Annotated in this window: 12 protein-coding genes; 6 read left to right on the forward strand and 6 right to left on the reverse strand. The window is 66.6% G+C overall.

The window, feature by feature from the left end; translation table 11 throughout:
• Nucleotides 1–2: 2 nt before the first annotated feature.
• Together A9179_RS00240 and A9179_RS00245 are read right to left on the reverse strand one after the other, a co-directional pair.
• Nucleotides 3–1,370 carry a glutamine synthetase family protein gene (locus A9179_RS00240; protein WP_187803862.1) on the reverse strand — a complete coding sequence of 456 codons (1,368 nt, stop codon included), beginning with the start codon at nt 1,368–1,370 and terminating at the stop codon, nt 3–5.
• Between the two features lie 104 nt (nt 1,371–1,474).
• Nucleotides 1,475–2,866, reverse strand: coding sequence for an aspartate aminotransferase family protein (locus tag A9179_RS00245; protein WP_187803863.1), 1,392 nt, complete (start codon nt 2,864–2,866; stop codon nt 1,475–1,477).
• A 123-nt stretch (nt 2,867–2,989) separates the two neighbouring features.
• Here A9179_RS00245 and A9179_RS00250 point away from each other — a divergent pair, with 123 nt between their 5' ends.
• The 6 genes from A9179_RS00250 (at nt 2,990) to A9179_RS00275 (ending at nt 10,586) form a co-directional block, all read left to right on the forward strand.
• Nucleotides 2,990–3,760 carry an SDR family NAD(P)-dependent oxidoreductase gene (locus A9179_RS00250; RefSeq protein WP_187803864.1) on the forward strand — a complete coding sequence of 257 codons (771 nt, stop codon included), beginning with the start codon at nt 2,990–2,992 and terminating at the stop codon, nt 3,758–3,760.
• Nucleotides 3,761–3,973: 213 nt separating this feature from the next.
• Nucleotides 3,974–4,636, forward strand: coding sequence for a GntR family transcriptional regulator (locus A9179_RS00255; RefSeq protein WP_187803865.1), 663 nt, complete (start codon nt 3,974–3,976; stop codon nt 4,634–4,636).
• Nucleotides 4,637–4,813: 177 nt separating this feature from the next.
• Nucleotides 4,814–6,577, forward strand: a complete 1,764-nt coding sequence (locus tag A9179_RS00260; RefSeq protein ID WP_187803866.1) for a cation:proton antiporter — start codon at nt 4,814–4,816, stop codon at nt 6,575–6,577.
• A gap of 111 nt (nt 6,578–6,688) precedes the next feature.
• Nucleotides 6,689–8,290: a tetratricopeptide repeat-containing response regulator gene (locus A9179_RS00265; protein WP_187803867.1), complete on the forward strand. Its 1,602-nt coding sequence runs from the start codon at nt 6,689–6,691 to the stop codon at nt 8,288–8,290.
• Entirely contained in the window at nt 8,290–8,982 is a 693-nt protein-coding gene (locus tag A9179_RS00270) for a sensor histidine kinase (protein ID WP_187803868.1), read from the forward strand. The genes A9179_RS00265 and A9179_RS00270 overlap by 1 nt, the downstream gene beginning before the upstream one ends.
• A 209-nt stretch (nt 8,983–9,191) precedes the next feature.
• Nucleotides 9,192–10,586 carry a pectin acetylesterase-family hydrolase gene (locus A9179_RS00275; RefSeq protein WP_187803869.1) on the forward strand — a complete coding sequence of 465 codons (1,395 nt, stop codon included), beginning with the start codon at nt 9,192–9,194 and terminating at the stop codon, nt 10,584–10,586.
• On the opposite strand, the gene A9179_RS00280 is transcribed toward A9179_RS00275, so the two are convergent.
• The 4 genes from A9179_RS00280 to A9179_RS00295 all read right to left on the reverse strand — a co-directional run bounded on the left by A9179_RS00280 (nt 10,587) and on the right by A9179_RS00295 (nt 13,405).
• The gene (locus A9179_RS00280) at nt 10,587–11,216 is read right to left on the reverse strand and encodes a hypothetical protein (RefSeq protein WP_187803870.1); all 630 of its coding nucleotides are present in this window, start codon (nt 11,214–11,216) and stop codon (nt 10,587–10,589) included.
• Between the two features lie 74 nt (nt 11,217–11,290).
• Nucleotides 11,291–11,725, reverse strand: a complete 435-nt coding sequence (locus A9179_RS00285) for a hypothetical protein (RefSeq protein WP_187803871.1) — start codon at nt 11,723–11,725, stop codon at nt 11,291–11,293.
• 27 nt (nt 11,726–11,752) lie between these two features.
• Nucleotides 11,753–12,160, reverse strand: a complete 408-nt coding sequence (locus tag A9179_RS00290) for an SMI1/KNR4 family protein (protein WP_187803872.1) — start codon at nt 12,158–12,160, stop codon at nt 11,753–11,755.
• 141 nt (nt 12,161–12,301) lie between these two features.
• Nucleotides 12,302–13,405, reverse strand: a complete 1,104-nt coding sequence (locus A9179_RS00295; protein ID WP_187803873.1) for a DUF3592 domain-containing protein — start codon at nt 13,403–13,405, stop codon at nt 12,302–12,304.
• Nucleotides 13,406–13,430: the final 25 nt, after the last annotated feature.

Consider the following 13,430-nt stretch of genomic DNA (forward strand, 5'->3'; position numbering starts at 1 on the left):
AATCAGGCGTGGGTCAGGTACCAGCGCCAGTCTTGTTCACCGACCTCGCCAACGAACTGGCGGAACTCTTCCCACTTGATCGCCAGGAAGATCTTCAGGAAGTCCTCGCCCAGCGCTTCCTTGGCCCAGCTCGATTGCTCCAGGTTGCGCAGGGCGGTCAGCCAGTCGGTGGGCAGGGTTTCGCGGGCCTGCTCGTAGCCGTTGCCGACTATCGCTTCGCCCGGATCAATCTGGTTCTTGATGCCGTGGTGGATGCCGACGAGGATCGCCGCCGCCGCCAGGTAGGGGTTGGCATCGGCGCCGCAGATGCGGTGCTCGACGTGGCGGCTCTTGGCCGGGCCACCCGGTACGCGGAACGACACGGTGCGGTTGTTCACCCCCCAGCTCTTGGCCAGCGGTGCGTAACTGTTGGCCTGGAAGCGCCGGTAGGAGTTGGCGTTGGGGCAGAAGATCGCCAGGGCGTCGTTGAGCGTGGCCATCATGCCGCCGATGGCGTGCTTGAGCAGCGGCGTGCCGTGCGGGTCTTCGCTGGCCATCAGGTTGTTGCCGTCGGCGTCCGCCAGGCTGACGTGCATATGCAGGCCGCTGCCGGCCAGGTCGCCGAACGGCTTGGCCATAAAGCAGGCTTGCAGCCCGTGCTTGTTGGCCACGCCCTTGACCAGGCGCTTGTAGCGCACGCCTTCGTCGACCGCCTGCAGCGCGTCGAAGCGGTGCTCCAGGGTCAGCTCGACCTGGCCCGGAGCGTATTCGGAAATCGCCGTGCGCACCGGCAGGCCCTGCACTTCGCAGGCGGCGTAGAGGTCGTCGAGGAACGGCTGCAGCTGCTCCAGCTCGTACACGCCATACACCTGCGGCGCCTGCGGGCGCACGCCGTTGGCTTGCAGCGCCGGCTGCGGACGGCCATTGGCGTCGCGTTGTTTATCCAGCAGGTAGAACTCCAGCTCCACCGCCATCACCGGGTGGTAGCCGTCGGCCTTGAGCGCGTCGATGGCGCGGGCCAGCACATGGCGGGGATCGCCGGGGGTGGCCGGCAGGCCTTGGGTCGGGTGCATGCTCACCTGCAGCTGGCCGGTGGGCACGGTGCGCCAGGGTTGCAGGGTCAGGCTGCCGGGAATCGGGTAGGTCCAGCAGTCGGCGTCGGCGACTTCCCATACCAGGCCGCTGGCCTCCACGTCTTCGCCCTGGATGGTCAGCGAAAGGATCGAGCTGGGCAGCGGCCGGCCGTTCTCATAGATGGCCAGCAGCTCGTCGCGGTGCAGCAGCTTGCCGCGCGGGATGCCGTTGGCGTCGATCAGCATCAGCTCGATGCTGCGTACTTCCGGGTGCTTGGCGAGAAAGTCGCGGGCTTCCTGGGGATTGGCGAATTGCATGGTGGTGTCCTTTGTTCGCCCTCTCCCCACGGGAGAGGGTTGGGATGAGGGGAGAGCCCCTCATCCGCCCTTCGGGCACCTTCTCCCAGAGGGAGAAGGGATGTTCAGATCCGTGCGCCGGGAATGGCCAGCAGCTCGGTCAGGGCCTGGTCGAGCATGCCGATCAGCTTGTCCACGTCGTCCGCCGTGGTGCTCGGGCAGCACAGGGTCATGTTGTGGAACGGGGTGATCAGGATGCCGCGGTTGATCAGGTACAGGTGCAGGGCCATCTGCAGCTCGTCGTGGAAGGCCGCCTCGGCCTCGGCGCCGGTCTTCGGCGACACCGGGCAGAACTGGAACTCGCTGCGCGCGCCCAGCTCGGTGACCGACCACTTGAGCTCGTGCTTGCCGATCAGGCTGCGGAAGCCGTCGGCCAGGCGCTTGGCCAGCGGCAGCATGTGCGCGTAGGCGGCCGGGGTCATCACCTGTTCCAGGTTGGCGCGCATGCAGTGCATGGCCAGGGCGTTGGCCGACAGGGTGGTACCCATGCCGCTGTGTCCATGGCCGTGGCTGCCCTCGCTGGCGCGTTGGCGCGATTCGGTCATGGCCTTGGCCATCGCCGCGCTGCAGCCGAAGATGCCGCACGGCACGCCACCGGCGATCGGCTTGCCGACCACGAAGAAGTCCGGGTCGAGATCCCACAGCTGGGTACAGCCGCCGATATCGGTGGAGATGGTGTGGGTCTCGTCGATGATCAGCAGGCTGCCGTATTTACGGGTCAGCTCGCGGCACTTCTGCATGAAGCCCGGCTCGGGCAGCACCATGCCGATATTGGTCATCGCCGGCTCGCACAGCAGGGCGCAGACGTCGCCTTGCGCCAGCGCGGCTTCCAGCGCCTCGACGTCGTTGAACGGGATCGAGCGGCTGTACTGGGTCAGGTCGTAGGCCTGGCCGACCAGGCCGGAGCGCGGCACGGTCGCGCCGTCGCGGTAGCGCACCATCACGTCGTCGACGGTGCCGTGGTAGCAGCCGTCGAACACCAGCAGGGTCTTGCGCTGGGTGATCGCGCGGGCCCAGCGCAGCACGTAGCGGTTGGAGTCGGTGGCGGTGGCGGTGACCTGCCAGAACGGCAGGCCGAAGCGTGCGGCCAGCAGCTCGCCGCAGACCACTGCGTCCTCGCCCGGCAGCATGGTGGTCAGGCCGTTGTTGCCCTGCTCGGCGATGGCCTTGGCGATCGGATCCGGCGAGTGGCCGAACATGGTGCCGGTGTCGCCCAGGCAGAAGTCGATGTACTCGTGGCCGTCGACGTCATAGAAGCGCGCGCCCTTGGCTCGCTCGACGAACAGCGGCACCGGGGTCGACCAGTCGGCCATCCAGTGCATCGGTACGCCGCCATACAGGGAGTTGCGGGCGCGCTCGGCCAGGGCCACGGACTTCGGGTTGCGGGCCAGGAAACGTTCGCGCTCACGGGCGAAGAAGGTTTCCACGGCGGTTGGATGGATGCCACTGGCGGTCATGTTGCACACCTCGTTCGAATTTATGCACATGCTCTTTTGTGATCACAAATAAGTCAATAGATGTCTTATAAGCGGTATTCAGGTAGATTCATCTGTAATTTGTGATCACAGGTGCATGTCGAGATGAACCATCAGCAGCAGGTTGCCCTGGTCAGCGGGGCTGGCAGCGACAGCGGTATCGGCCTGGCCATCGCCCGCCGCCTGGGCCGCCAGGGCGTGCGCGTGCTGCTCAGCGCCAGCAGTGCGCGCATCGAGACGCGGGCCGCCGAGCTGCGGGCAGAAGGCATTGAAGCACGCGCCCGGGCCGCCGACCTTACCGACGAGCAGCAGGTGGCCGCGCTGGCCGCCTGGGCCCTGGAGCAGTGGGGCCAGGTGGACATCCTGGTGAACAACGCCGGCATGGCTATGCAGGGTAGCCCGGAGCCGTTCGCCGAGCTGGCGGGCATGGATCTGGCCACCTGGAACCTGTCGCTGGCGCGCAACCTGAGCAGCGCCTTCCTGCTCACCCGTGCCCTGCTGCCGGCCATGCAGGCGCGCGGCTACGGGCGCATCGTCAATATCAGCTCGACCACTGGCACCCGCGGTAGCAACCCGGGCGAGGCGGCCTACAGCGCGGCCAAGGCCGGCATGCTTGGCATGAGCATGGGCCTGGCGCTGGAAGTGGCGCGCCAGGGCATCACGGTCAACAGCGTGGCGCCGGGCTGGATCGCCACCGGCTCGAGTACCGAGGAAGAACGGCGCGCCGCCGAATACACCCCGCTCGGCCGCGCCGGTCGCCCGGAGGAAGTGGCCGCCGCGGTGGCCTTTCTCGCCTCGCCCGAGGCCAGCTATATCACCGGCGAAGTCCTCGTCGTGGATGGCGGCAACTGCCTGATCGAGAACAAGGCCCCCTGAGTGGCTATGCGTCGGCCAGGCGGCGTTGCAGGTGCGCTCGAAAATGCTCATTGACTGGAGTCAACTGCGCTTTTCGAGCGCACCTGCGCCTTGCCTGGCTCTAGCTCGCTCACTCAGCAATTAGTTAAATCTGTCATCAGGAGAATCAACATGCGCAACTGCTCGCTGACCCTCGCCCAACTGCCTGCACCACCGTTTCGCGGGTGAACGATCATGGCCGACAATCTGCAGGAACAGCTGTACCAACGAATACGTGAAGGCCTGCTGGCCGGGCGCTTCCAGCCTGGCGAGCGGCTGAAGATCCGCGACCTCGCCGCCGAGTGGGGTACCAGCCCGATGCCGGTGCGCGCCGCGTTGCAGCGCCTGGTCGCCGAGGGCGCCCTGGAGGGCGAGCCGCAGCGCTCGGTGCGGGTGCCGGCGATGACCCGCGAGCGCTACCAGAACATCTTCCAGGTGCGCCTGGGTCTCGAAGGCCTGGCGGTGGAGCTGGCCACCCCGCGCCTGACCCCGGCCGACCTGGCCACCCTGCGCGACTGCGTGGCGCGCATGGACGCCGCCATCGAGCAGCGCCAGGTGCAGGATTACCTGGACGCCAACAGCCAGTTCCACCTGTGCCTGTACGGCGCCTGCGGCAATCCGGTGCTGCTGCGCAGCATCGAGTCGCTGTGGCTGCAGATCGGGCCGTTCTTCAACCGCCTGTTCACCGGGGCGGATCTGTCGCTGCGCCTCAACGACTTCCACGAGGAGGCCTTCGCCGCCATCGAGGAAGGCGATGCCAAGACCGCGCGCCAGGCCATGGAGCAGGATCTGCTCTACTTCGCGCGCTTTCTGCTCAACCTGCTCGACCTCGAAGGCGAGGTCGCACGCAGCGTCTGAACCCTGCCGGCGCGACCCCGCGCCGGTGTGTTTCTCGATATTGCCGCTGGCCGGCCAGCCGCGGGGGCGATGTTACCCTGACGGCCGGCCCCTCCTGCGGGCCTCATTCCTTCCCGTCGGCTCGACCGTAGCCAAGCGAGTGCCCCTAGCGACCCAGCGATAACAGGAGACACGGCCATGCATGCCATCAGCTTCATTCAGGATTTGGCCGTGATCATGCTGGTGGCCGGGGTCGTCACCGTGCTGTTCCACCGTTTCAAGCAGCCGGTGGTGCTGGGCTACATCCTCGCCGGCTTCATCATCGGCCCGCACACCCCGCCGTTCGGCCTGATCCACGACGAGCAGACGATCAAGACCCTGGCCGAGCTGGGGGTGATCTTCCTGATGTTCTGCCTGGGCCTGGAGTTTTCCCTGCGCAAGCTGTTCAGCGTCGGCGCCACGGCCTTTATCGCCGCCGGCCTGGAGATCGGCCTGATGCTCTGGCTTGGTTACCAGATTGGCCAGTTCTTCGGCTGGAGCAGCATGGACTCGCTGTTCCTCGGCGGCATCCTGGCGATCAGCTCGACCACCATCATCATCAAGGCTCTCGGCGACCTGAAGATGAAGCACGAGCGCTTCGCCCAGCTGATCTTCGGTGTGCTGATCGTCGAGGATATCCTCGGCATCGGCATCATCGCCCTGCTCTCGGGCATCGCCCTGAGCGGCACGGTGGAGACCGGCCAGGTGTTCTCCACGGTCGGCAAGCTCAGCCTGTTCATGATCGTCGCGCTGGTCATCGGCATCCTCCTGGTGCCGCGTATCCTCGCCTACGTGGCGCGCTTCGAGAGCAACGAGATGCTGCTGATCACCGTGCTCGGCCTGTGTTTCGGCTTCTGTCTGCTGGTGGCCAAGCTGGAATACAGCATGGTGCTGGGCGCCTTCCTGATCGGCGCAATCATGGCCGAGTCGCGCCAGCTGCTGCAGATCGAGCGCCTCATGGAGCCTGTGCGCGACCTGTTCAGCGCGATCTTCTTCGTCACCATCGGCCTGCTGATCGACCCCAGCGTGCTGGTCGAATATGCCGTGCCGATCCTGGTCATCACCGCTGCGGTGATCATCGGCAAGGTGCTGTCCTGCAGCCTCGGCGCCTTTATCGCCGGCAACGACGGGCGCACCTCGCTGCGCGTCGGCATGGGCCTGTCGCAGATCGGCGAGTTCTCTTTCATCATCGCCGCGCTGGGCATCAGCCTGAAGGTCACCAGCGACTTCCTCTACCCGGTGGCGGTGGCCGTGTCTGCGCTGACCACCCTGTCCACGCCCTACCTGATCCGTGTCGCCGACCCGCTGGCGCAGCGCCTGGCCGGCTGGATGCCGGGGCGCCTGGCGCGGGTCTTCGGCCTGTATGGCGACTGGCTGCGCAGCATCCAGCCACAGGGCCAGAGTGCGCTGCTGATGGCGATGATCCGCAAGATCCTGCTGCAGGTGCTGATCAACCTGGCGCTGGTGATCGGCATCTTCTTCAGTATGGCCTGGTTCGCCGGCAGCCTGGCCGGCTACCTGGCGCCGTGGCTGGCCCAGGTCAACCTGCAGAAGGCGTTGATCTGGGGCGCCGCGCTGCTGCTCTCGCTGCCCTTCCTGATCGCCGCCTACCGCAAGCTCAAGGCCCTGGCCATGCTCCTGGCGGAAATGGCGGTGACTCCGGAAAAGGCCGGCCGGCACACGGTGCGCGCGCGGCGGGTGATCGCCGAGCTGATCCCGCTGCTGGCGCTGGTGCTGATCATGCTGCTGCTGATGGCGCTGTCGGCCAGCATCCTGCCCACCAGCGAGCTGCTGCTGGTGATCGGCCTGGTTGCCGCGGTGGTCATCGTGCTGCTGCGGCGCTGGCTGATCCGCCTGCACTCGCGGCTGCAGATCGCCCTGCTGGAGACCCTCGAACAGGGCCAGGATCAGCCGCACCCGTGAACCCTGTGCCCTGTCGTCGGCAGTGGCGCCATGGGTAATTATCCGGATCGACGACAGTGGCGGTTCCTGTCTTACACTCAATCAGTCCCTTCCCGGCCCGAGGAGTGTCCGATGGCGGACTACGGCAACACGCGCTTCCTGATCGTCGACGATTTCTCCGACTTCCGCAGCTCGGTCAAGGCCATGCTGCGCGACCTCGGCGCGCGCGACGTGGACACGGTCGACCGCGGCGAGGAAGCCCTGGCCATGTGCCGGCAGAAGCGCTACGACATCATCCTCCACGACTACAACCTGGGCAGCGGCAAGAACGGCCAGCAGGTGCTGGAGGAGCTGCTCGCCGGCAAGCTGATCAGCCACCAGTGCATCTTCGTCATGGTCACCGCCGAGAGCAGCCAGGCCATGGTGCTCAGCGCCCTGGAGCACGAGCCGGATGCCTACCTGACCAAGCCGTTCAACCGTGCCAGCCTGGCTCAGCGCCTGGACAAGCTGGTGGAGCGCAAGACTGCGCTGAAGCCGATTCTGCAGGCCCTGGACAAGCAGGATCCGGCCGCCGTGCTGGTCGCCTGCGACAGCCTCAGCCGCCAGGATCGACGTCTGGGGCCACTGTGCCAGCGCTACCAGGCCGGCGCCCTGCGCGACCTCGGCCGGCATGCCGAGCTGGAGAAACTGCTGACCGCGGTGCTCGCCGAACGACCGCTGCCCTGGGCCTACCTGGCCCTGGGCAGCCACCTGCTGGCGCGCAATGAACTGCCGCGGGCACGTGAGCTGTATGAACAGGCGCTGCAGGCCTTCCCCATGCTGCCCGGGCTGTACGACGGCCTGGCTGCGGTGCTGACAGCCCAAGGTGAAAGTCAGCGCGCCCAGGCGGTGCTGGAGGATGCAGTGAAGCTGTCGCCGCTGGCCATCCGCCGGCAGATGCAGCTGGGCAAGCTGGCCCTGGCCAACGAAGACTTCTCCAGCTCCTCCAAGGCCTACCGGCAGGCCATGGAGCAGGGCCGCAACTCGCGCTTCAAGACCCCGGAAAGCTACCTGGGGCTGGCCCAGGCGCTGATCGCCGAGTCTGGTGAGGCGACCCTGGACAAGCGCGTGCAGAGCGAGATCGGCCAGGCCCTGGGCGAGCTGGGCAAGCTCTACGCCGACGACCCGGCCCTGCAGGTGCGCGCCAGCCTGATGCAGGCCAAGAGCCTGCAGCACTCCGGCGATCCGCAGCAGGCCGCGCGCATCGCCGAGCAGGCGGCGGCGCGGATGGCCGAGCTGCCGCAGTTCTTCTCCGCCGAGGCGGCGCTGCTGGTGGCCGGGCAGTTGCGCGAGCTGGGCCAGGCGGCGGCCAGCGACGGCCTGCTGAAGAGCTGCGTGGAAATCTACGGCGACGACCCGGCGGTGATGCAGGGCATCGCCAAGCAGACCTCCGACCCGGCGATCCTGGCCGGCGGCCAGGAGGCTGTCGACCTCAACCGCCAGGGCGTGCGCAGCTATCAGCTGGGCCGCTTTGGCGATGCCCTGGAGCTGTTCCGCCGTGCCCTGGCGCAGCAGCCGAAGAACATCAGCATCGCCCTCAACACGGCGCAGTCGCTGCTGCGCCTGGCTGGGGAGAAAGCCGACCCGGCATTGCTTGAGGAGTGCCGCCAGTGCCTGCGCGCGGTGAGCATGATTCCCGCCAGCGACCCGCGCTACGAGCGCTACCAGCAGCTGCGCCAGCGGGTGGCCGAGTGATGGCGGGCCCCCGTGGTGGGTTGGATTTCTCCACGGTGATCGCCTCCACCGTGCACGACATGAAGAACTCCCTGGCCCTGCTGGTACAGGCGCACAGCCAGTGGCTGGCGCAGTTGCCGGCGGAGCTGGTGGCCGGGCGCGAGCACGGTGTGATCGAGTACGAGTTCGCCCGTCTCAACGGCATGCTGGTGCAGCTGCTCGGCCTGTACAAGCTGGGGGTCAACCAGCTGCCGGTGTGCCCGGCCTACCACGAGCTGGACGACTTCATCGGCGCCCAGCTGGCGCGTCACCAGGAGATCCTCGACAGCCGCGGCATCCAGGCCCGTGGCGAGGTGGCGGAATTCGACCTGATGGGCTTCTTCGACCAGGAGCTGCTCGGCTCGGTGGTGGCCAATGTCATCGCCAACTCCATCCGCTACGCGCGCAGCGCCCTGCTGGTCAGCGCCCGCGAGGAGAATGGCGGCGTGCTGCTGTGTATCAACGACGACGGCGCCGGCTACCCGGCGGCGATGCTCGAGCAGCAGGGTGACTATGTGCTGGGGCTCAACCAGAGCAGCGGCAGCACCGGCCTGGGGCTGTACTTCGCCGCGCGTATCGCCGAGTTGCACGAGCGCAATGGGGTGCGCGGGCGCATCGAGCTGGGCAATGGCGGGCCACTGGGGGGCGGCGAGTTCCGTATCTACCTGCCTTGAACAGATGGCCGCCGATGGCGGCGTTATCGCACCAGTTTGCTTCTTTTACTACCTCTATCCCGAATCAATATAAGGGCGCTTTGGGCCTGGCGGGCGCCATGTACTAGCGTGCCTCTTGTGCCTGTCGTCCCGCTTGGGCGGGAGCACCACGCAGCATGGAGGCGTTCGGCAGTAGCCCGTGCTCGTTACAACAAGAACAAGACGAGGACATGCCGATGAAACCTAACTTTCTGCTTGGCTGTGCTGCCGTGGCGGCACTGCTCCTGGCCACTCCGGCACACGCCGAGCTGGGTGACTACAGTGCCTGGAAGACCCTGCTCAACCTGACTGCGCCGCCGCCGGCGGACAACAAGGTCACCCCTGAACAGGGCCTTGGCCCCTACCCGCTGCTGAACAACCCGAGCGGCTTCAACTCCGGCTTCAAGCCAGGCAACTACTACGGCTGGCAGACCGTGCAGCTGGCCCCGCAGACCGGCGCGGTGTGCGGCAACGGCTCGCCCTACAAGTTCTTCGTCAACCGCGTGCCCAATACCAGCAACACCATCATCTACCTGGAAGGTGGCGGCGCCTGCTGGGACTACGCCAGTTGCACCGGGCAGACCGGCATCCGCGGCGCGCGCAACCCCGACGGCATCCCCGACGACTACATGAGCCTGCTCAACCCCGGCGCCAGCCTGGTCAGCCCGCTGGTGGTGCGTCTGCATCCCTGGACGCGCACCAAGCCGCAGAACTGGAACATGGTCTACGTGCCCTACTGCACCGGCGACATCTACTCCGGCGACAAGGTGGCGGTGTACAACGACCCGCAGAACCAGAAGCCGCCGCTGGTCTGGCACCACAACGGCCTGCGCAACACCCGTGCGGTGGTGGCCTGGCTGAAGAACAACCTGCAGCGCCCGGCCCAGCTGCTCACCACCGGCTGCAGTGCCGGCGGCGCCGGCAGCCTGACCAACTACGTGGGCATCCGCCAGGACATGGCGCCGAGCCGCGGCTTCCTGCTCGACGACTCCGGCCCGGTGTTCAGCGCCCCGCTGGGCAGCGACAGCGCGCAGTACCCGTCGCGTCCGCTGCAGGATCACATCCGTGCCGCCTGGGGCCTCAACGAGGGGCCGCTGCCCTACCTGCAGAGCCGCCTGCCGGGGCTCAATGCGGCTGACCTGGGCAGCCTGTATCCGGCGCTGGCCAGCAACCTGCCGGGCGACCGCCTGGGCCATACCCACTTCTGGGAAGACCTCAACTACTCGTCCTATTCCTACGAGCGCTTCTACCCGGAAATCGCCAATGCGCCGGACGCCGCCACCAAGGAGGCGCTGATCCATGCCAAATGGGATGTGGATACCGAGCGCCTGCGCGGCCAACTGGCCAACCTGGGCAACTTCGGCGGCTATTTCCCGCAGTACCGGGCGGTCAACGAGAGCCACTGCACCAGCATCATCGAGTTCGCCAACTCGGATATCCAGGAGCAGAACCTGGAGCTCGACCACTTCGTCAACAACCTGCTGGATGGCAGCGGCACGGTGCTGTCGGCCTCGGAGAGCAGTGATGCGGCGGATCGGGCCAAGCCGTTCAACCTGCTCTACTACGTGCTCGACCAGCTGCTCTAGTTACTGATAGGCCTGCTCCCGCGCCTCCTGCAGGCGCTGGCGCAGGTACTGGTCGCGGCTCAGGCCGTCGGGAATGCTGTCCATGGCCATGACTTCCTCGGCGATGCGCTTCTCCTCGACCTTGTACTGGGTGAAGCGCGGGTCGGGCGCCTTGGCCTTGGCTTCGCGCTGCTGGCTGAGGGCCTGGTAGCGGGCCACCAGGGCATCGCCGCGGGCCTTCTGTGCTTCCTCGTCGCCACCCTCGGCCTGGCTCAGGCCGACCTGCAGCAGCAACGCCTCGCTCAATGCCAGCTCGCCGGCCGCTTCGCGGCGGTCGATCTCCTTGGCCAGGGCGGCGGCGCGCTGCCGGCGCTGCGCCTCGTCCAGGCTGGCGGCGGCCTTGAGAAAGCCCTGGTAGTCGGCGGCGAACTGCAGGCGGGCCTGGTAGTTCTGCACGGCCGGATCGTTGCGCGCGGGGGCCTGATCCGCCGCTGCAGTGGCCGTTGCATCAGCGCGCGGCATGGCGGGGGCAGCTGTAGCGGGCGGGGTAGTGGCGTCCGGTTCGGCACTGCCAAGGCCGAGCCATAGGCCACTCGCGGCGGCGAGGCCGGCGAGCGTGGTGATCAGCAGGAGAGCAGTTGGCTTGGCCATGACCCGGAGTCCGTGAGGGGCAGCGCTTGCCAGTTAAGCCCATGGGCCGCGTGGCTTCCAGCATCGGGCGGGCTTCAGTCCGGCTTGCCGGGTACCTCTGCAGGCCAGTCCGTGCGCTGCAGACCCAGGTGTGGCAGCCAGTCCGCCGGTTGCTGGGGCACGGTTTGTCCCGGCCAGTTGGCGGGGCCGCAGTCCTTGTCGAAGCTGCGTGCCAGGCGCAGCCAGCTACGGTAGGCATCCTCGCCGGCCATGCCATGGCTGTTTTCCAGGCGCACCCACTGCAGGGCAGCCTGATGCAGCTCCTCGGCATCGCGCAGGCAGCGGCTGAAGTAGCGGTCGTCGATGGCCGCATAGGGCGAGGGCACTTCGCGCAGCCATTCCACCGTGCGCATCACGCCACCGATCAGCAGGACGCCGAGGAAGAACACCAGCAGGAAGCTGCCGAAGAAGGCGAGCATGGCCAGTTTCACCAGACGTTCCACGATGTCGGGTGACAGGTTGGCGAGCAAGCCCGCCCTCGGGCGCAAGGACAGGGCTCAGCTCTCCAGCCAGACGTCGCGGCACCAGTGCCACACCGAGTCCCAGCTTTCGTCGGTCAGCTCGCCTTCGTCGCCATCCCACAGCCAGACCTGGCCCTCCACATCCACCGCGTAGTAGTCGCGGCCGTCCTGGCATAGAGGCACCAGGTCGCGCGGCAGGCCGAGATCCCAGGCCACCGAGGCGACTTCCGGCAGGTAGGTGTGCGAGTGCGGGTCTGCTGCAGTCACTGGCTCCAGGCGGCCGTAGACCACGTCGCTGACCTTGAGCAGGAACTCGCGCAGCTCGAAGGGCAGGTGGATGAGGATCTGCTCCTGGATTTCCACCAGGGTTTCCTCTTCCGGCAGCTCCAGCGGTACCGGCACCGGCTCGTTGAGTTCGCGCAGTTGTTCGATGACTTCTTCCATGGCGGGCTCACCATCTGATGGGGCTGGGCTTTATACAGTAGCCGCTGGGTGGAGGAAAAAACTATTGTGGCGCCTGCCGCCGTGCGGCAGAAAAAAGCCCGGGCAGGCCCGGGCTTGTGGTGTGTCGGCAACCGCGACGAATTACTCGCTGACCACCGGCGTGCCGCTTGGCGCATTGCTGGCGAAGGTGATGGTCACCGTCGGGTCGAGCAGGCGCTGCACGGCGGTCTTCAGCGACCACAGCAGCACCAGCACGCAACCGGCTACGGCCAGTACATTGCCGAGGAAGTAGTACAGTGCGCCGGCGCTGATCAGGGCGACGATCAGCGAGAAGCGCGCGGCCTGCAGGCGGGTGAGTTTTTCCACGCTCATCCGCAGGCTGGCCGGCAGGGCGCGGGCGATCTGCTTGAGGGCGTGTTCCTTGACCGTGGCGTTGAGGAATTCCAGGCTCTCGCTGCTCTCCTTGCCGTCCACGCTGAAGGTCAGGTAGATGGTGTCGCGGAAGTGATCGCTAGTGACCTTGCTCACCGTGTTCAGGTCGATGACCTTCTGCTTGCACGCTACCTGGGCAACTATGGCCGCCAGGCCGGCGCCGCTCTGGTAGAGCTCCTGCACGTTGTCGGTGTGCTTGCTGTCGAAGCTGACCGACACCAGGTTGTGGCCATCCAGTGCCACCAGGCGGTCGTCCTCGATATCCAGCCAGCTGTTCTCGGTGTAGAAGCCTTCCGGCAGCTTGCCCTTGGGCTCGCGGCCGAACAGCAGGGTCAGGACGATGTTCAGCAGCAGTGCCAGGCCGATGACATAGGGCGCGGCATCGATGACCCGCTCCACCGCCGACTCATGAGCCTGGTGTTCGACCACGATCTGCGGCACGGCTTCTTCGGGCTTCTGCTCGGCAAACCAGACCTGCAGGCTTTCCTTGCCGCTCAGATCTTCGTACTCGCCATAGCTCAGGCTGTGCTCCTGCTGGTACTGGGTGCCACCTACCGCGTATTGGTAGCTGACCGAATAGACCTCACGGGTCTTCTTGCGGCCCTTGCGACCCCGGTATTCCTCTTCCTTGACGTCGAGGGAGGTGATGGTCGCCTCGGCGGCGACGTGGTGCTTGGTGCGTTCGATGGCCGCGACTTGCGCCGGGCCCTTGATAAAGTAGGCGAGGGTGAGACCCAGCAAGGCCAGCACGACCATGCTGCTGCGGATCCACAGTTTGCGTTTCTGCCCCGGGCTTCTGAGAGTTTTCGCCATGACTCATTCCTTTTTTAGTTATGTG

The organism is Pseudomonas alcaligenes, assembly GCF_014490745.1.
Taxonomy (GTDB): Bacteria; Pseudomonadota; Gammaproteobacteria; order Pseudomonadales; family Pseudomonadaceae; genus Aquipseudomonas; species Aquipseudomonas alcaligenes_C.